Annotated in this window: 21 protein-coding genes and 1 pseudogene; 15 read left to right on the top strand and 7 right to left on the bottom strand. The window is 39.0% G+C overall.

Annotated elements, in window-relative coordinates; translation table 11 throughout:
• Positions 1–14: 14 nt before the first annotated feature.
• Complete coding sequence (locus IPK31_11720) at positions 15–1,514, bottom strand: F0F1 ATP synthase subunit beta (GenBank protein ID MBK8088555.1); 1,500 nt, start codon at positions 1,512–1,514, stop codon at positions 15–17.
• Positions 1,515–1,841: 327 nt separating this feature from the next.
• On the opposite strand from IPK31_11720, the pseudogene IPK31_11715 reads away from it, so the two are divergent.
• From IPK31_11715 to IPK31_11705, 3 genes and pseudogenes are all read left to right on the top strand, one after another.
• Positions 1,842–5,020, top strand: a pseudogene (locus IPK31_11715) (Eco57I restriction-modification methylase domain-containing protein).
• Between the two features lie 52 nt (positions 5,021–5,072).
• Positions 5,073–5,918, top strand: coding sequence for a DNA damage-inducible protein D (gene dinD, locus IPK31_11710; GenBank protein MBK8088554.1), 846 nt, complete (start codon positions 5,073–5,075; stop codon positions 5,916–5,918).
• A gap of 150 nt (positions 5,919–6,068) precedes the next feature.
• Positions 6,069–6,329 carry a hypothetical protein gene (locus IPK31_11705; protein MBK8088553.1) on the top strand — a complete coding sequence of 87 codons (261 nt, stop codon included), beginning with the start codon at positions 6,069–6,071 and terminating at the stop codon, positions 6,327–6,329.
• A gap of 155 nt (positions 6,330–6,484) precedes the next feature.
• Here IPK31_11705 and IPK31_11700 read toward each other — a convergent pair whose 3' ends face one another.
• The 4 genes from IPK31_11700 to IPK31_11685 all read right to left on the bottom strand — a co-directional run bounded on the left by IPK31_11700 (position 6,485) and on the right by IPK31_11685 (position 8,464).
• Positions 6,485–7,516 (bottom strand): hypothetical protein, encoded by a 1,032-nt coding sequence (locus IPK31_11700; protein ID MBK8088552.1) that lies wholly within the window; start codon positions 7,514–7,516, stop codon positions 6,485–6,487.
• A 65-nt stretch (positions 7,517–7,581) separates the two neighbouring features.
• A complete protein-coding gene (locus tag IPK31_11695; GenBank protein ID MBK8088551.1) occupies positions 7,582–7,872 on the bottom strand; it encodes a hypothetical protein in 291 nt (96 codons plus the stop codon).
• 16 nt (positions 7,873–7,888) lie between these two features.
• Positions 7,889–8,140, bottom strand: coding sequence for a hypothetical protein (locus IPK31_11690; GenBank protein ID MBK8088550.1), 252 nt, complete (start codon positions 8,138–8,140; stop codon positions 7,889–7,891).
• A gap of 108 nt (positions 8,141–8,248) precedes the next feature.
• A complete protein-coding gene (locus IPK31_11685) occupies positions 8,249–8,464 on the bottom strand; it encodes a hypothetical protein (GenBank protein ID MBK8088549.1) in 216 nt (71 codons plus the stop codon).
• Between the two features lie 199 nt (positions 8,465–8,663).
• Between IPK31_11685 and IPK31_11680 the strand changes: the two genes are divergently transcribed.
• The 4 genes from IPK31_11680 (at position 8,664) to IPK31_11665 (ending at position 12,107) form a co-directional block, all read left to right on the top strand.
• Positions 8,664–9,206 carry a hypothetical protein gene (locus tag IPK31_11680; GenBank protein ID MBK8088548.1) on the top strand — a complete coding sequence of 181 codons (543 nt, stop codon included), beginning with the start codon at positions 8,664–8,666 and terminating at the stop codon, positions 9,204–9,206.
• A gap of 752 nt (positions 9,207–9,958) precedes the next feature.
• Complete coding sequence (locus IPK31_11675; GenBank protein ID MBK8088547.1) at positions 9,959–10,645, top strand: sensor histidine kinase; 687 nt, start codon at positions 9,959–9,961, stop codon at positions 10,643–10,645.
• Positions 10,623–11,291: a response regulator transcription factor gene (locus IPK31_11670; GenBank protein ID MBK8088546.1), complete on the top strand. Its 669-nt coding sequence runs from the start codon at positions 10,623–10,625 to the stop codon at positions 11,289–11,291. The genes IPK31_11675 and IPK31_11670 overlap by 23 nt, the downstream gene beginning before the upstream one ends.
• A gap of 69 nt (positions 11,292–11,360) precedes the next feature.
• Positions 11,361–12,107 (top strand): hypothetical protein, encoded by a 747-nt coding sequence (locus IPK31_11665; protein MBK8088545.1) that lies wholly within the window; start codon positions 11,361–11,363, stop codon positions 12,105–12,107.
• 2 nt (positions 12,108–12,109) lie between these two features.
• On the opposite strand, the gene IPK31_11660 is transcribed toward IPK31_11665, so the two are convergent.
• Both IPK31_11660 and IPK31_11655 read right to left on the bottom strand, forming a co-directional pair.
• The gene (locus IPK31_11660; protein ID MBK8088544.1) at positions 12,110–12,496 is read right to left on the bottom strand and encodes a hypothetical protein; all 387 of its coding nucleotides are present in this window, start codon (positions 12,494–12,496) and stop codon (positions 12,110–12,112) included.
• The gene (locus IPK31_11655; GenBank protein MBK8088543.1) at positions 12,493–12,960 is read right to left on the bottom strand and encodes a hypothetical protein; all 468 of its coding nucleotides are present in this window, start codon (positions 12,958–12,960) and stop codon (positions 12,493–12,495) included. Before IPK31_11655 ends, IPK31_11660 begins: the two co-directional genes overlap by 4 nt.
• A gap of 229 nt (positions 12,961–13,189) precedes the next feature.
• Between IPK31_11655 and IPK31_11650 the strand changes: the two genes are divergently transcribed.
• The 8 genes from IPK31_11650 to IPK31_11615 all read left to right on the top strand — a co-directional run bounded on the left by IPK31_11650 (position 13,190) and on the right by IPK31_11615 (position 18,779).
• A complete protein-coding gene (locus IPK31_11650; protein MBK8088542.1) occupies positions 13,190–13,909 on the top strand; it encodes an FAD-dependent oxidoreductase in 720 nt (239 codons plus the stop codon).
• 109 nt (positions 13,910–14,018) lie between these two features.
• Positions 14,019–14,369 carry an NADH-quinone oxidoreductase subunit A gene (locus tag IPK31_11645; GenBank protein ID MBK8088541.1) on the top strand — a complete coding sequence of 117 codons (351 nt, stop codon included), beginning with the start codon at positions 14,019–14,021 and terminating at the stop codon, positions 14,367–14,369.
• Positions 14,370–14,456: 87 nt separating this feature from the next.
• A complete protein-coding gene (locus tag IPK31_11640; GenBank protein ID MBK8088540.1) occupies positions 14,457–15,035 on the top strand; it encodes an NADH-quinone oxidoreductase subunit B in 579 nt (192 codons plus the stop codon).
• Positions 15,032–15,226, top strand: coding sequence for a hypothetical protein (locus tag IPK31_11635; protein ID MBK8088539.1), 195 nt, complete (start codon positions 15,032–15,034; stop codon positions 15,224–15,226). The genes IPK31_11640 and IPK31_11635 overlap by 4 nt, the downstream gene beginning before the upstream one ends.
• On the top strand, positions 15,172–15,489 hold the full coding sequence (locus tag IPK31_11630; protein ID MBK8088538.1) for an NADH-quinone oxidoreductase subunit C: 318 nt from the start codon (positions 15,172–15,174) through the stop codon (positions 15,487–15,489). The genes IPK31_11635 and IPK31_11630 overlap by 55 nt, the downstream gene beginning before the upstream one ends.
• 188 nt (positions 15,490–15,677) lie before the next feature.
• Complete coding sequence (locus IPK31_11625) at positions 15,678–16,817, top strand: NADH-quinone oxidoreductase subunit D (protein MBK8088537.1); 1,140 nt, start codon at positions 15,678–15,680, stop codon at positions 16,815–16,817.
• A 207-nt stretch (positions 16,818–17,024) separates the two neighbouring features.
• Complete coding sequence (nuoH, locus tag IPK31_11620) at positions 17,025–18,101, top strand: NADH-quinone oxidoreductase subunit NuoH (protein ID MBK8088536.1); 1,077 nt, start codon at positions 17,025–17,027, stop codon at positions 18,099–18,101.
• Positions 18,102–18,299: 198 nt separating this feature from the next.
• Positions 18,300–18,779, top strand: a complete 480-nt coding sequence (locus tag IPK31_11615) for a 4Fe-4S binding protein (protein MBK8088535.1) — start codon at positions 18,300–18,302, stop codon at positions 18,777–18,779.
• Positions 18,780–18,798 lie beyond the last annotated feature (19 nt).

Raw genomic sequence — 18,798 nt, 5'->3', positions numbered from 1 at the left:
AACTAATTGGCTAATTAGCCTTTCGCTGCTGCCATTAACTTCTTACCTTTTTCAATTGCATCATCAATACTTCCCACCAGGTTGAAGGCTGATTCAGGATATTCATCTACTTCTCCATCCATAATCATATTAAATCCACGAATTGTTTCCTCAATTGGAACCAACACCCCTTTCAAACCGGTAAAGGCTTCTGCCACATGGAAAGGCTGAGAAAGGAAACGCTGTACTTTACGTGCACGGTATACAGTCATTTTATCTTCTTCGCTCAATTCATCCATACCAAGAATGGCAATGATATCCTGCAATTCTTTATAACGCTGAAGAATCAGTTTTACACTGTTGGCAGTGTTATAATGTGAATCACCAACGATACTTGGTGTAAGGATTCTTGATGTAGATTCCAGCGGACTTACCGCAGGATAGATACCTAAATCGGCGATCTTACGATCCAGTACTGTTGTTGCATCAAGGTGAGCAAATGTTGTAGCAGGTGCCGGATCGGTTAAATCATCCGCAGGTACATATACCGCCTGTACAGAAGTGATTGAACCGTTACGGGTTGAAGTGATACGCTCCTGCATCAATCCCATTTCCGTAGCAAGTGTTGGTTGATAACCCACCGCTGAAGGCATACGGCCCAGCAACGCAGATACTTCAGAACCAGCCTGAGTAAAACGGAAGATATTATCTACGAAAAACAGAATGTCTTTTCCTTTTCCTGTGCCATCTCCATCACGGAAATACTCGGCAATGGTTAAACCTGAAAGGGCAACACGGGCACGTGCACCGGGAGGTTCATTCATCTGGCCAAACACGAAGGTTGCCTTTGATGTTTTCAATCCTTCCATATCCACTTTGCTCAAATCCCATCCACCTTCTTCCATGCTGTGTTTGAAATTGTCGCCATAGTTCATGATACCGGCTTCAATCATTTCACGCAGCAGATCATTTCCTTCACGGGTTCTTTCGCCCACGCCTGCAAACACAGACAAACCACCATATCCTTTGGCGATATTGTTGATCAATTCCTGAATCAATACTGTTTTACCCACACCGGCACCACCAAACAAACCGATCTTACCACCTTTTACATACGGCTCAATCAGGTCAATTACTTTAATCCCTGTAAACAGGATTTCGTTGGTTGTACTCAAATGTTCGAAAGCAGGGGGCTTGGCGTGAATAGCACGACCACCTTCTTTACTTACCTGGGGCAAACCATCAATGGCATCGCCGGTTACATTAAATAAGCGGCCGTTGATCAACTCGCCGACAGGCATTACAATGTTTTTCTCCGTGTCAACAACTTCCATTCCACGAACGAGACCTTCGGTACCGTCCATCGCAATGGTGCGAACGCTGTCTTCACCAAGATGCTGCTGCACTTCCATTACGAGGATATCCCCGTTAGGACGTTTCAATTCAAGAGCACTGTAAATTTCGGGGAGTTTGCCGTGGAACTGAACGTCAACTACGGCGCCGATTACCTGTTTAACCTTACCAAAATTGGCCATATTAAATGTATTTAAAGAAAAGGGGTTTAAAATTAACTCGTTATTCTTTGTTCTTATCTTTTGCCTCGCTGAATAAAACCTTTGTTTTATTTGGCCGCAAAGGTAAGGGTGAGGCGGTAATGTACCAATAAGAAGATTCGGAATTTTGCGATTGGGGAAAATTTGGGGCTGGCTGGTTTTCAGGCAGTAAAACCGGGGTTTGTAGGTTCAAAAAGAAACTGATTTCAATCATTTTCAGCTCCCCTCAACTTATCCTTTCAGGATTTAAACCCCAAAGCCGCATCAGCAGATTAATTATATTTGATCATTAACCTGTCTGCTGGTATGATGAACAAAGACGCTGCTTATAAAACCATTGAAGAACTGGTAGAACGTTTTGGAGAACAGATTCTGTCGTACAAGAAAAGCGATTACAACGAAACCCCCACCCGTAAAGATTTTATTGACCCGTTTTTTAAAGCACTCGGCTGGGATATGGATAACAGCCAGGGCAATGCTGAAGCTTACCGTGAAGTGATTCATGAAGACAAAGTAAAAGTAGGCGCTGCCACCAAAGCACCCGACTACTCCTTTAAACTCGCCGGAGGTAAACGGCTGTTTTTTGTGGAAGCAAAAAAACCAAGTGTAGTGGTGAAAGATGAAGTGCTGCCTGCTTACCAGGTTCGCCGTTATGCATGGAGCGCCAAACTGCCCGTGAGTATTTTAACCGACTTTGAAGAGTTTGCCATTTACGATTGTACGAAAAAACCAAATGCCACCGATAAGTCAAGCGTTGGCCGCATTAAATACCTCACCTATAAAGATTATTTAAAAGAGTTCGATTTTATCTGGAACACGTTTTCCAAAGAACGGGTACTCAAAGGCAGCTTCGATCAGTTTATTGCAGCCGACAAACACAAGAAAGGAACCGCCACCGTTGATAAAGAATTTTTAATTTCTTTAGATGAATGGCGAAAACAGCTTGCACTCAATATTGCCTTACGCAATGAAACATTAACTGAAGACGAACTGAATTTTGTGGTGCAGCAAACACTCGACCGGTTAATTTTTTACGTATTGCTGAAGATCGTGGTGTGGAAGAATACGGCAGACTTAAGAATTTATTAAAGGGAGACGATTACTATAACAATCTCTTTACCTATTTTAAAGAAGCCGACAGCAAGTACAACAGCGGCCTCTTTGATTTTAAGAAAGATACCATTAGCCGCAAAACCGTTATTGATAACAAAACTGTCAAAGGCATTATCAATGAACTGTATTATCCCATCAGCCCCTATGAGTTCAGTGTGCTGAGTGTGGAAATATTGGGCAGTGCCTATGAACAGTTTTTGGGCAAGCAGATTAAACTGAGTGCAGGCCACCGTGCAACCATTGAAGAAAAACCCGAAGTGCGCAAAGCAGGCGGCGTGTATTATACACCGCAGTATATTGTTGAATACATTGTAGAAAATACCGTAGGAAAATTAGCACCCCTCAATACTACTGAAGGAGCAAAGCAGATTACACCTGCGGCCGTTGCAAAATTAAAAATTGTTGACCCTGCCTGTGGCAGCGGAAGTTTTTTATTGGGTGCATACCAGTATTTACTCAACTGGCATTTGCAGTATTATAAACCTGAGTTTGAAAAACTTACTGCCATTGCACAGAACAGTAAAGAGTATAATGAAAAGCAGCGCAACGATGCACTGAAAGAACGCAACAAACTGCCGCTTACACCAACCGGCAATTTAACCACGGCTTTAAAGAAACAGATTTTACTCAATAATATTTACGGAGTTGATATTGATACACAGGCAGTGGAAGTAACCAAGCTTAGTTTGCTGTTGAAATGTATGGAAGGTGAAACGGGCAGCAGCATTAGTGCTGAAATGCGTTTTGGTGAACGTATACTGCCAACGCTTGACAGTAATATTAAAAGCGGCAACAGTTTAGTGGATGTTGATTTTTATGATGGCGAAATTGACTATGGTGATGAAAAGAAAATAAAACCTTTTAACTGGCAAAGAGCTTTTCCAGAAGTTTTTAAAGTGCAGAAGGTTAGCGTTTCAAAAGAAATGAAATGGCACAATAAAAAAGTATTTGATCAGGCAGATGAACAGGAAGAAAAAGCGAAAGAACTTATACGTAAGATGGGAGGAAGTTTCAACGAGCCTCAAGTTGATTATGGTAAAGTAAGCGGTTTTGATGTTGTTATTGGCAATCCGCCTTATGTTAGGCAGGAATTGTTAGGTGAACAGAAATTGTATTTTCAGAAGAAGTACAGAGTATATCATGGCACTGCCGACTTGTACAGTTATTTTTTTGAAAAGGGAATCAGCTTACTAAAGCCCGATGGCTTGTTTGGAATGATCATTGCCAATAAATGGATGAGAGCAAATTATGGAGAACCGCTTCGTAAATGGCTTAAGCAACAACTGATAAAGGAGATTATTGATTTTGGTGACCTCCCTGTTTTCCAGGGCGCAACTACATATCCAGCTATAATTATTGCTTCACCTGCAAATGAGAACAGAAAAAAAGAAACCATTGAAGTAACCAATATTAAAACATTAGAGTTCAGCAGCCTGAAAGAATATATTAATGAACACAGAACATGGACAAACAAAACTGCGCTAGAAGATGCTGGCTGGAATTTGGGAAGTGAAACTGAACAATTGCTATTAAAGAAATTATTAAGTGTTGGCATTCCATTAGGTACTTATGTAAAAAAGAAAATTTATTACGGGATTAAAACTGCGTTGAACGAAGCGTTTGTAATTGATGAGGCAACTAAGAACAGGTTAATTAAAGAAGATAAAAAAAATGCTGAAGTTATAAAACCATTTTTATCAGGTAAAGACATCAAGCGATATCAACCTTTGCAATCCGATTCCTATCTTATTTTATTTCCCAAAGGATTTACGAATCAAAAAGGCAGTAATCCTAAAAACGCATGGAAATGGCTGGAAGAAAATTATACTGCAATTGCCAGTCATTTAAAACCATTTGAAAGCAAAGGGAAAAACAGAACCGATCAGGGTGAATATTGGTGGGAACTGAGAGCCTGCGGATATTATGATGAATTTGAAAAGCCTAAAATAATCTGGCCGGAGAATTCATTTCCAAATAATTTCATGAACGACAATTCAAAGTTATTTTTAAATAAGACCTGTTTTTTCTTACCGGGTTCTGATAAGCTGTTGCTTGGAATATTAAATTCAAAACTCATCTTTTATATTCTTGATAAGATATGCGGGAAAATCCGTGGCGGCTATTTTATGATGGCCAAGCAATACATTCAAACACTTCCCATTATTATTCCAAAAGAACAATCCCTCCACGATGAAATTGTTCAGCTGGTCGAAACCATGCTTCAACTGCAGCAGCAAAAGCAAAGCAGCACACTGCCCGGTCAGCTGCAGCAGTTAGAACAGCGCATTGCTTATACCGATGACAAGATCAATGAAAAAGTATATACGCTTTACGGATTGAGTGAAGAGGAAGTTAGGATTGTGGAGGGGAGGTAAAAAAAATAAGGGGAAATGTGTTTACTTAACGATAACGAATAATCACATTAACATGAAAAAAGAATTAATCGAAGGATTATTCCTGCAGTTTGAACAGGCAGCTTATGCTTACAAAGGCATTGAGTGCTGGAGCGCAAGGGAACTGCAACTCCTGTTTGGATATACCAAATGGGATAATTTTTATAAAGTAATTGACAAAGCAAAAACCACCTGCGAAAGCAGTGGTGCAGCAGTTGCCGACCATTTTGCCGGTGTCGGGAAAATGGTTTCTTTAGGAAGCGGTGCCGAAAGACAACTGGATGATATTGCCCTTACAAGATATGCCTGTTATTTAGTAGCACAAAATGGCGACCCTGCCAAACCATCTATTGCTTTTGCACAAACTTATTTTGCAGTACAAACAAGAAAGCAGGAAATTATTGAACAGCGCCTGCTGGATGTTGCAAGAGTAAGTGCCCGTGAAAAACTCAGTAAAAGCGAAAGAAAACTGTCTGGTATTTTGTTTGAACGGGGAATAGACAGCGCAGGTTTTGCTGTGATAAGATCAAAAGGCGACCAGGCATTGTTTGGCGGTTTTACCACCACTGATATGAAACGGAAACTTGCTGTGCCCTCCACCAAACCATTAGCCGATTTTTTACCTACCCTCACTATTAAAGCCAAAGATTTTGCCAATGAACTTACCAGCCATAATGTAACAGAAAAAGATTTAAAAGGCGAACAGCAAATTGGCAGGGAACATATAGAAAACAACAAAGCAGTACGGGATATGCTGCTGCAGCGTGGCGTTAAACCCGAAACCCTGCCACCCGATGAAGATGTAAAAAAAACAGCCAGGCGATTAGAAAGCGAAGAAAAGAAACTTGCCAAAGAAATAAAAAGAAAGGGGAAAAAATAATACAGCAACTTCCCTTCCCTATCAGCTGCAACAGTTAGAACAGCGCATTGCTTATACCGATGATCAAATCAATGAAAAAGTATATACGCTTTACGGATTGAGTGAAGAGGAAGTGAAGGTTGTGGAGGGGAGGTAGTGTAACTAAATTTTATGTCACCAGATTCAAAAATATTTATCGCTGCATTAAAGCAACTGGAAGAAAACAAGTCTGCCAATATTCAAAAGATGACAGATCTTTCTTTTGAAAAACTAGACGAACTGAAGGCATGCTATTTTCAGTATGCCACTGATGCCGAAGAAGCAGGCTTTAGTGAAAGCGCTGCTGTCATCAGAGAAAAATGCAGCCAGATCAGGGAAGCCATTGCAACGAAAAAGGGTAACGAAGAACAGACATGGGATTATTTAACATAGGTTAGTAACGGCTAATGAAAAAGTGTATACGTTTTATAAATTGAGAAAAGAAGTAAGTGAAAAACAGGTGACATCTTTTGAAAAGATGTCACCTGTTTTGCTTTGCATAGGTCAGCCAATTGAAACAAAAGCCGGTAAAGCATCAGTACTCATAATTAATTGTCATCTTCTTTCTTCTTTTTTCCAAGAGTAAGTTTAATATTAGTTGAAAAGCCAACATTAACAAGGGTTCCTTTAAAAGGATTTGTATCAGCCATATTAGTAGCAGTGTTTAGAGTTTGTCTGATATCAAAGAAAAATACGAAACTATTATATTGCAGTGTTGTTTTAATACCCAAAGCTTGTATTGCAGCACCCTTATTAAAATTTGTAAATAAGGAGTCATTCACAGTCTTCTGAAAAAAAGTAACGTCCTCATTGGGTATATTAAAATAATGCCAGTAGGGCATAACTGAAAAAACAATTCTGTTTGAATCCTTAGTCATTCCTTCTACCTGATATTTTATTCCAACATTGTAATTTAAAACTTTAAAACCAGTTGAAGTGGAATCAATAGTAACTCTCCTGTAAGCAAAAGAAACCTGAGGAATCAGGAAATGTTGTCTGAATTCATTACTTGTATCTGACCTGCCATTTTTATTTAAATCAATCTTCTGTGAAATGGATGCAAGCACTCCAAATTTTCCTGTTTCAGGAAACATAAGAGATTTGAAATCCACAGAATCTTTATTGCCTCCTTTGTCAGGGTTGGCAAATAACAGATTTGCACCAATGCCAACAAAGGTTTTTCCAAAAGGGTTAACTATCGCATTTAACTGCCCCGTAGAAGTGATTGTACTTAAAAAATCAGTACCGGCTCCAACTGCTGCAGAACCATAAAAAGTTATTAGGGGGTATCGACTGACAGAATCTTTAACCATATTCAATGAATCCTTTTTAATAATTAAAAGAGCCATTTTTATAAGCAAAGAGTCTTGTTGCTTCTCTTCTTCTGCTTTAGTTAACCCTGCAGTAGTCGTTTTATTCATTTTATTTTTTACGTCTTCTATTTCTTTCTCTATTTTCGAAAGTTGAGCATTATCATTTTTAACCAAAGTTGATTTTCCCCTGAAGACGGGCATGATATTCTGTGCCTGGTTGATCAATGGTAAACAAATAACAATGAAAAGCAGAAAGTTCTTTATCATGGAAATAAATTTTGCGCCTACTCTTTATCCCGTTTTCGGCTTCCCGGTAATAAGGTTATTATGATTTAATTATTGTGAGGAGGTATTTTAGGAATGACATTTGCAAACCCCTTTAAAGTTAATGGAGCGGCTATTCCCACCTGAACACCCAGTATTGTTGTAAAACTTGAAGAGTTATCATGAAAAGAAAGATATCCCGCAAAGCCTCCTACTAAAGGCCCTATTATATAGGGCAACCAATAAATCCAATCTTTAAAATTCGGCCTCCTCGTTGGCTCTAATTTTGCTACCTCAAGGAGGTTTAGCAATTGTGCAACAAAGCCTGCAATGCATGGTATTAAAATGTATTCTTGCATTTTTTTTGTTTTACGGTTAGTCAATTCGATTTTTAAAAGCCCCTATAATTCTGCTTGCCAATGACCCTTCTTTTTGAAAATCTTCCTTTGTAGAAAATAGATTCTCACCTTCACTGGTTAAGGAAGACGATTGTACAAATAGTTGTGATTTTTTGATTAGCTTTTGAACTTCAGATTCATCCAGACTGGTTTTTTTCGACAAACTGCTTAATGTAAACCAAGACTTTTCATCTTGCTGCATGATTAGTTTTAATTGTTCTTCTGTCATAATATTATTTTTGCAAGCCTACTCGTACCGGCATTTCGGCTTCTTGGTTATGTAATTGGCAAGGGGTTCTCCGCATGAGAAATTAAAAAACCCCTTGCACATGAATACTCAGCAAATTTTTGAAGCTACAGCATCGCCAGCGGCAATAACAATTCCAATCGCTGCCTTGGCAATTGGGTTTTTAATAATGCCTTGTAAAAGTTCAAGTGCTGTTTTTGCACCAGGCCAAACCTCACAGAATTTGTTTTTGGATCCGGCAGGAGCTGATACTAAGCTGATGTCTTTTGCATTGCTTGTAATTGTCTTTGCATTAAAAGTTGCCATGTTGCGATTCTTTAATTATTAGAAATATTTAATTACAACACAAAACTGCGAAAGCTGTATAACTAAGTCAAGGGTATCTTAACTGTTACTTAATAGGTGAAAAGACGGTAAAAGAAAGGTGAAAAAATGGTTGGACTTATAAAACTAAATCCTGATTTTGAGATATAATTGAATTTTTAAACACACAAAACTTAGTATTATGAAAAAGACAGACTATTTAATTATTGCCGCTATTGCTTTGTTATGTAGCGCAATTGGGTATTACATTGGAACTAAACAAAAACCAGAAGACAAGTCACCACAAACCGCCGAAATCATTTCAGAGTCATCAAGAGAAGTGGCAATTGTAAAGGGAGGGCCAATATCAAAAGCAGAGGCTCAAATTATGTATGACAATTTCACAGACAAATGGTGTGGTGGTTTAAAACCCGACAAATTACCTCAAAGAACCAGAAGTCTTTGGTTTTCATTTCATGAAATTCAACAATATCTGGATACATTAAAAAAAGATTTAGGTGACACTTCTCTAATCGGGCTTAGATTATACCTTGGTGCAAGAAATGAATCAATTGCAGGGTTCAAATACAGATTAACAACGTTTATTGTTCCAACGTTTAAATTAAACGGCATTAAAAAAGATTCAATTAATGATACAAAAATTAATATAATATCACCATATAATCATGGAGATTTATGTCCACCGGAAACAACATGTGGCATTTCTATTTTTGAAGGGAATTAAACTTTGCCAATTTATAAGTACATATTACTTTTTGCTTTTTGCTTTGGGCTGATCAATTATAAAAAAATCACCCCAGGATTTATGCGCCTATTTGTACCCTTTGTTTTTTTTCTGATTTTTATTGAACTGTCTTCACCTTTGGGCTTTTTTAAAAATCAAAAGTCTAATCATTGGTTTTTCAATTTTGCCACACTTATTGAGTTTGTTTTTTACTTTTATATTTATTACTTGTCTTTCACAGTCAAGCAAAATAAAAAGTGGGCATTATATTTTATCATTGCGCTCCCAGTATTATTTTTTATAAATATTGTATGGGTACAGGGTTTTAATAAATTTCATACCATTACTTACCGTATAGGTTCGGTTTTTTTAATAATACTGTGTTACTTCTATTTTAAACAGCTACTCACTTCTGACAAGTTTATCTTTTTGCTTTCCGTACCTCTTTTTTGGATAAGTGTTGGGTTGCTTTTCTTTCATACGGGTTTTTTTATTTACTACTGCTCTTTTGACTATATTGTTTATAAAAAAATCGGTTATAATCTAATTCTTTGGCGGGCTTTAAGTCATTCGTTTAATTTTCTTTTATATACTACTTTTTTGATCTCATTTATATGTCACAAGGCAATCAGGAAATATTGATTATTATTATAATTGGAACCTTACTTTTCTTGTTAGTTTCCTTGTTTTTTGTCAGCTTTCTATTATTCCATCAAAAGAAGCACAATAGTCATTTAACTGAAAAGGAACTTATGCAATCTCAATTCTCTCAAACCCTCCTCCAAACCCAACTCGAAATCCAGGAACAAACCCTTAAAAATATTTCACAGGAAATTCATGACAACGTTGGGCAGGTGTTAACGCTTGCCAAGCTCAATCTTGCCACCACATCTGTTGCAGATGAAGCAGCCAGTGAAAAAATAAAAACATCCCAACAGCTTATCGGCAAAGCCATCCAGGATCTGCGTGACCTGAGCCGCAGCCTCAATACCGATTATGTGGAAGAAATGGGGCTGGTACGTTCCATAGAATATGAACTGGAACTGCTGCAAAAAACCGGCAGCATTGAAACAGAACTGAACATCGAAGGAAAGATTGTAAAATTTGACAAACAGAAAGAACTCATCCTGTTCCGTATTGTGCAGGAAGCCATTCACAATATCATGAAGCATGCTGATGCAAAAAAGATAACAGCAGCAATTCATTTTACAAATGATGCCATGCAGATTGTAATCAAAGACAATGGAAAAGGATTTGATCTCAGTCCATTGAATGATGCAGGCAATCAGTCATTCGGGCTTGGCTTACGGAATATGAACAGCAGGGCTACACTCATCGGTGCACTGTTTTCTGTAAACAGTACCATCAGCAAAGGAACGGAAGTAGTTCTTCAATTACCTATTAATGAAACAGCAAATGAAGGAACAGCAAAAAATTAAAGTGGCATTAGCCGATGATCATGTACTGCTGCGCAAGGGACTGGCAGGAGTGGTAGACAGTTTTGGTGATTATTCTGTTTTATTTGAAGCAGATAATGGAACCCATTTTATGGAACAGATCAAAAAGCATGGCGAACCTTCCATTGTGTTACTTGATATCAACATGCCGGAGATGGACGGCTACGCCACTGCACAATGGATACGGGAACATTACCCGTTGGTGAATGTAATTGCACTGTCGATGTATGATAATGAAAATGCGATCATCCGCATGTTCAAGGCAGGATCAAAAGGATATATTTTAAAAGACAGCGAACCGCCTGAATTAAAAAAAGCACTGGACTCTGTTCATGAAAAAGGATATTATTATTCTGAACTGGTAACCGGCAGACTGATTCATTCCATTAACAAAATGGATGCGGAGAACAGTGAAGCAAAGAATCAAACAGAACTCAGCGACAGGGAAAAAGAATTTTTAAAACTCGCCTGTACAGAAATGACGTATAAAGAAATTGCAGAAAAAATGTTTCTCAGTCCACGTACCATTGATGGCTACAGGGACGCATTGTTTGAAAAATTGCAGATGAAAACAAGAGTGGGGCTGGTGATGTATGCCATTAAGAACGGCATTGTTACGATCAGTTGAAATGCCACAGGTATTTTCACCCTTGCATCTCTCCCGCCCTTTTACTAACTTTCTGAAAACATCCTTATCATGCGCTCATTCGCTTACCTGCTGCTTTGTCTTTTTATCTTTTCCTGTAATAATGAATCAGAAAAAATTGAAACGAATGATTCGGTTGCGGTAAAACCCGGCACTTTCGATACTGCCGTTGTAAAACCTGTAATAACGGTTGATACAGGAACGATTGCCAAAATCATCAAACGTAAATCGGCCAATATTGCTTACTCCTATTTCAACAGCATTAAACGGAATGATCTGAAATATATCGGTGCTTATCTGTCAATTAAAATGCCCGAAGCAAAAGCAAGAGAAACACTGCGCAAAATAGAACGGGAACAGCATATAAACAGTGAAAACGAAGACAGCAGTATTATCCGTTCGCTGAACATTCCGCTGGTATATGATTCAGTTGAAATTGAACTGATGGATCCTGCTGCAGATTATACCATTGTAAAAACAGGTCATACAAAAGATAAACAGAGAATCGATACTGTTAACGGCAACAAATGGGAATGGTCGGTACTCACAAAGACTGATAAAAAAAGCACCACACTAATTTTAAAAATCACCGCTTACTTGTCGGAAGGCAGTGAAGAGCTGGAAAATCGTTCAATCCCCATCCGCATTAAACTGGAGCAAAGTATGGTGCGGAAATTATGGGCCACTTTATTAGATGATCCCAAATATTTTTTAACAGTGATACTTGTTCCGCTGATTGGTTATTTAGGTAAAAAGTATTTTGATAAAAAGAAAGCAGAGAAACAACAACAAACCTGATTTTATAACACCTTCCATCCAATTGCCTTATTTACTACTCCGGCAATTGCACCCAATGCAGCGTTGATGGTATCTTCCACTGCAATTAATCCCAGACCTTTAATACTGAGCAGTACAGTGCGGAAGGCGCTTTTCTGTATATCAATATGAAGCATTGCTTCCGATTTTGTAATCTTTCCCTGCAGTTTTAATTTTTCAATCATCAGCAGTTTGTTTGCCATATTCATGGTTTCATTTTCAGCATAAGGCTTTGCCTGTTTCCAGAATTTACCGAGGTTGTCTTTGGCTGCAGACAGCATATCTTTTATTAGTACCGATGTATCGAGTGACATAAAATAAGAAGTTAGAAGTGAGAAAATAGAAGTAAGAACATCATGCACAATGATCATCCTGATTTTGCACGTTGCTTCAATGCCATTAAAAAATTGATGATGGCGCCATACTGTGTTTCAAACGCATCTTTCAGCAGCGTAACTTCTTCAGGAATCAGTAACCCATTTGCTTTTCCTTTATGCAGCTGTTCCAGTCTTCCGACATTGGCTTCCAGTTCTTTGATCATGCTCACCATAATTTTATTTTTATCGATGGCATTGTTGCGGATGCGAACATTAGCAGCTTTTACTTTCAGCTTCTGGTAAAATTGTTTTTGATTCTCATACTTCATCGCCGCACTTTCAGGTTCACTTTCAAGTGCCACAAAAAAAGTTGAAGTCATTTCCTGCATTTCTGTGATGGTCTTGTCTGTGATTTCATCGTAGGGCGCAAGCAGTGTTACCTTACAGGATGAAAGGACAAGAAAAAAAGCAGAAAAAATGAGCAGGAATTTTCTCTGGAGATAAGGTATTGTTAGCATGGAATAAGGTTTGTATAACAAAATACAAATCAGTTATGGCTTTCGCAAGCAATAAGGCTGTTCATTCTTTTCCACAGAGTTCCATACCTGGAAAAATAGTCAGCTTTTACTGCATGAAAATGGTTCATGTTTCAACACAGAATTCTTTTTTATGAGAACGTTTTCATGAATACTTTCAGGTTATCACAAACAGATAATTTACCTTGGCTGCAATAAAAAACGAATTTCTATGGCCATACAGCCCTGGCGGACAGGTATAATAACCCAGATTATTGACGAGACTCCGAACACAAAACGTTACCGCATTCAGATACCGGAACTGGAAGTTTTTGATTTTCAACCCGGTCAGTTTGTTACACTTGATCTTCCCATTCACGAAAAACCAAATAAACGCTGGCGCAGCTATTCCATTGCCAGCTGGCCCGATGGCACAAATGAATTTGAACTGGTAATTGTATTAAATACAACAGGTGCCGGTACTCCCTGGCTCTGGGAAAATTTTCAGCTTGGTACAGAAATTACCTTACGTGGCCCACAGGGTGTGTTTACCTTACCCGAAACCATTGATACCGATCTGTTCTTTATCTGCACTGGTACAGGTATTGCCCCATTCCGCAGTAAAGCACATTATATACTGAAGAATAATATCCCTCATAAAAATATCTATCTCATCTTCGGTACAAGAAAGAAAGAAGATCTGTTATATTACGAAGAACTGTCGAAACTGCATGATGAATACGAAAGCTTCCATTATCTCCCTACATTGTCAAGAGAATTATGGAATGGAAGAACCGGCTACGTTCATGCAGTTTACGAAGAGTTATTAAGCAAAAGGCAGGAAGCCCGATTTTTTCTTTGCGGCTGGAAAGCCATGCTTGATGAAACAAAAAAGTCTATATTAGAAATGGGTTACGACAAAAAATCCATTCACCAGGAGGTGTACGGATAGCTGAAATGGGGAGGTCAAAAAATGATCTTCAACATAATCACGGTTAACAAGAATCAGGTTCTACTCTAAAAAACTGTTACTAATTTCGTTCAAATAAAAAATCACTTTTATGGGTGCATCCTCACTCATTGTTTTAATTATTGCTGCTCTCGCCTTTTCAATTATTGCTATTCTTATTGCAAAAGTTGTTACAACATCGACTAAGAACAAGCAGAAAGGTGAGTCTATCGAGTGCGGTATCCCAACTTCAGGCCCCAGCTGGATCCAGTTCAACGTAGGTTATTACCTGTTTGCACTGATCTTCCTGATTTTTGATGTGGAATTGGTTTTCTTATATCCCTGGGCAGTAGTGGCCAAAAGCGTAGGATGGCTTGCATTAATTGAAATTGTGATCTTCTTTTTTATATTGTTTATTGGTTTTTTATACGCCCACAGAAAAGGGGCATTGAAATGGAAGTAATAAAGTCAACCCCTCCGTCCCTAAAGGGGAACTGATGGGCACACTGATATAAATTTTGAACAGGATCATTTATATTACATACAAAAAATGGATGAGTTAAAAAATAATACAAATGCTGTTTACCCCCCTTCAGGGGATGGGGGCAAGACTTCTTTTCCCGGTCAGATTCACGAAACTCCGGGTGGCGGCATTGTACTCAGTAAACTCGATGATGTTATCAACTGGGCACGCTCCAATTCCTTATGGCCTTTAACCTTTGCCACCAGTTGCTGCGGTATTGAATACATGGCCGTTGCAGGTGCCAAATATGATTTCTCCCGTTTTGGTTTTGAAGTAGCCCGTGCTACACCAAGACAGGCGGATGTGATTATTATTGCCGGCACCATTGTAAATAAAATGGCTCCGGTATTAAAAAGATTATACGATCAAATGGCCGATCCGAAATATGTGATTGCCATGGGAGCCTGCGCTATCAGCGGAGGCCCTTTTTTTTATAATACCTATTCAGTAGTGAAAGGTGCAGATCATGTTATACCGGTTGATGTATATGTGGCCGGTTGTCCTCCACGGCCTGAAGCATTACTGCATGCATTAATTTCTTTGCAGGAAAAAATAAAAAGCGGTTTAACCCGTGAACAAATTAAAGAAGGAAAAGAACAGATATGACGAACGAAGAATTAAAGATCAAATTCACAGGGTTCGTTCCCGGCGTTACTTTTGACGAGGGTGGCGAATGGCTGAATGTTATGATTGAACCTGCAGACTGGAAAGCTTTTGCAGCGCAGATCCGTAAAGATGATTCATTACAATTCGATTTTCTTTTTGCCTTACCTGTATTGACTGGAAGACACACTTAACCATGGTGTATCATCTCCGCTCAACCAAACTTCATCACAATATTGTGGTGAAAGCAAAACTCGACAGAACAAATCCTGAAATAGAAACTGTTTGCGATATCTGGCGCACAGCAGAATTTCATGAACGTGAAGTATATGAAATGTTTGGTGTAAAATTTCTGAATCATCCTGATCTGCGCCTGCTGATTCTGGAAGATGGATGGGAAGGAAGAAACCCCTTGCGTAAAGATTTTGAAGACCCGATTAATATGATAAAACTTTAAGCCTCCCCAAACCCCTCCAAAGGAGGGGCTTAGCAAGGCACAGGGCCAGCTTAGCTGAATGGATTGATTGATAGCTGAGTTGTTGATAGTTGCAGATGAAGGAACTGAAGTTGAATTGGAAGTTCATTAGTTGATTTAAAAAATAAAAAGCCCGGTTTCCCTCTTGGCAGGGTGCAGGGGTGATTAATATGTACAGACATACAGAAATAATTAAAGACTTATCACAAGCTCCCGGGGAGGAAGGTGATTTAATCATTAATGTAGGACCACAGCATCCTGCCACCCATGGCGTACTGCACCTGGTCATTACATTAAATGGTGAAACCATTAAGAATATAGAACCTCATCTTGGTTTTATTCACCGCTCCATTGAAAAAATGTGTGAGAGCCTTACGTACCGCCAGTTCATTTATGTAACCAGCCGTATGGATTATCTTTCTTCACATATCAACAATCATGCATGTGCCTTATGTGTTGAAAAAGGATTGCAGCTTGAGGTTCCTTCAAGAGCACAGGTGATCCGTGTATTGATGGATGAATTAACAAGAATTGCATCGCATGAATTATGGTGGGGAGCAATGGCCATGGATCTCGGTGCCTTCACTCCTTTCTTCCATGCCTTCCGTGAAAGAGAAAGTATCAATGATATTATGGAAGAAACCTGCGGTGCCCGGTTAACTATGAATTATATAGTGCCCGGTGGTGTTATGCAGGACATTCATCCCAACTTCCAAAAAAGAGTAAAAGATTTTCTTGTTTTATATAAACGTAAGATTGATGAATATGATGAGCTGGTAACAGGTAATATCATTTTCCAGAACAGGATGAAAGGCGTTGGTTATTTATCAGCAGAAGATGCCATTTCTTACGGATGTACGGGCCCTGTTGCAAGAGGCAGCGGTGTAAGTTCTGATATCCGTAAACTGTATCCTTACGAAATATATGATAAGCTGGAGTTTGATGAAGTGCTGGAAACTGGTTGCGATTCATTTGCACGGTATATGATCCGTTTGCGTGAAATGAATCAATCCATCCGCATCATTGAACAGTTGATTGATAATATTCCGGATGGTGATTTCCAGGCAAAAACAAAAGCCGTATTGAAATTACCTAAAGGAGATTTTTATACAAGAGTGGAAACAGCACGTGGAGAGCTCGGTGTGTACATTGTTAGTGAAGGTGGTACCACTCCATACAGAATTAAATTCCGTTCACCCGGTTTCTCTAATCTTTCGGCTTTAAATCATATAGCGAAAGGTGGAAAAATAGGTGACCTGATTGCATCAATGGGAACATTAGATTTAGTTATACCTGATATAGACAGATAAGAGCAGGGCCCCCTTCCGACTTCCCCCGAAGGGTGAAGCCATCGAGGCACGGGCTAACTTAACAAAGAGTTTGATGAACAAGAAAGATGCTGATTGATGTTGAATAAGAAATTAAAAGATGAAATGCTTAATAGCAAAAGTTAAATTATAAAATAAAGCCCGGCCTCCCTCTCTTTTGGAGAGGGAACGAGGGTGAGGTCTTAATATATGTGGAGCCTTAGTGAAATAGCAAAGAATTTTGATTCCTGGTTAAGCCAGCAAGTCAACCCAACATGGACAATGGTTATTGAAATGGTCATTGCCGGTGTTGCAGCCATTGGTTTGTTTGCAGCATTGGGACTGGTACTGGTAATCATGGAACGAAAAGTGGCAGCATGGATCCAGATTCGTTTAGGACCCAATCGTGTAGGACCAAAAGGTATGTTTCAGTCGCTGGCTGATACTGTAAAATTATTGGTGAAAGAAGGGATGACTCCCGATGGTGCCGATAAATTATTATTCAACACTGCTCCGTTTATTGCGATGATTGTTGCCATGTTATTACTTGCACCAATCGGCTTTGCTAAAGATTTTCAATATTGGGATCTGAATATTGGTGTATTATATGTCACCGCCATTTCTTCTCTTTCTGTGATTGGTATTTTAATGGCCGGATGGGCCAGTAATAATAAATACTCTGCATTGGGTGCTATGCGCAGCGGTGCACAGATTGTGAGCTATGAATTATCAGCGGGCCTTGCAATTCTTTCTGTAGTTGTGTTAACCGGCAGTCTTCGTTTATCAGATATTGTGAATGCACAGGCTGATGGTTGGTGGATTTTTAAAGGGCATCTTCCAATGTGGGTTGCATTTATCATTTTCATTATTGCTGTTACTGCCGAAACAAACCGTGCACCATTTGATTTAGCTGAAGCCGAATCAGAATTAACAGCAGGATTTCATACGGAATATTCAGGAATGAAATTCGCTTTGTTCTTCCTGGCAGAATATATCAATGTATTTATTGTATGTGCCATTGGTGCTACTTTATTTCTTGGTGGCTGGATGCCGTTTCATATCGGCCACTGGGAAGGATTTAATCATGTGATGGATTATATTCCATCTAGTATCTGGTTTTTTGGAAAAACGTTCTTCCTGATATTTTTGATCATGTGGTTCCGGTGGACATTTCCCCGCTTACGTATTGATCAGTTACTGACACTTGAATGGAAATATTTGTTACCAATCAGTATGTTCAATTTATTACTGACAACGGTGTTTGCAATATTAGGTTGGCATTTTTAGAGGCCCGAAGCCCCCTCTAACTCCCCCGTTAGGGGAGAATTTCAACGCACGGGGCCCGCTTGTCAGAGAGTGTTTTGAATAGATAGAAGTTTGATGAAATGAATGAAAAAGATGAAATGCTTAGTTATAAAAGTTAAATTAATAAAATAAAAGCCCGGCCTCCCTCTCTACCGGAGAGGGAACGAGGGTGAGGCAACTATGTTTTTAAAAGATTACATAAAAGATGTTTTTGGTGCGCTTAAATCACTCGCTACCGGCATGAAGCGGACGGGTTATTATTTTACGCATCACAAAGAAATCATTACGGAACAGTATCCTGATAACAGGGGTACACTGGTAATGGCTGATCGTTTCAAAGGCGAAGTAGTCATGATTCATGATGAAAATAATGAACATGCCTGCACCGGTTGCACTGCCTGCGAACTGGCCTGCCCCAATGCCACGATCAAGATCGTTACCAAATTTGATGTTGATGCTGAAACAGGAAAGAAGAAAAAAGCAATTGACACATTTGTGTATCATCTTGAATTATGTACCATGTGTAATTTGTGTGTGGAGGCTTGCCCGACAGGTGCAATTAAAATGGCACAGACATTTGAACACAGTGTGTACGACAGAAGCAAGCTGACAAAGAAATTAAACCACGACGGATCGAAGATCCGTGCGGGTGTAGAATAAATAAAGGCCTCCCCAAACC

The organism is Chitinophagaceae bacterium (assembly GCA_016713085.1).
Lineage (GTDB): Bacteria > Bacteroidota > Bacteroidia > Chitinophagales > Chitinophagaceae > Lacibacter.
The sequence above is the reverse complement of the archived record's forward strand: the minus strand, read 5'-3'. Positions and strand labels throughout refer to the sequence as shown.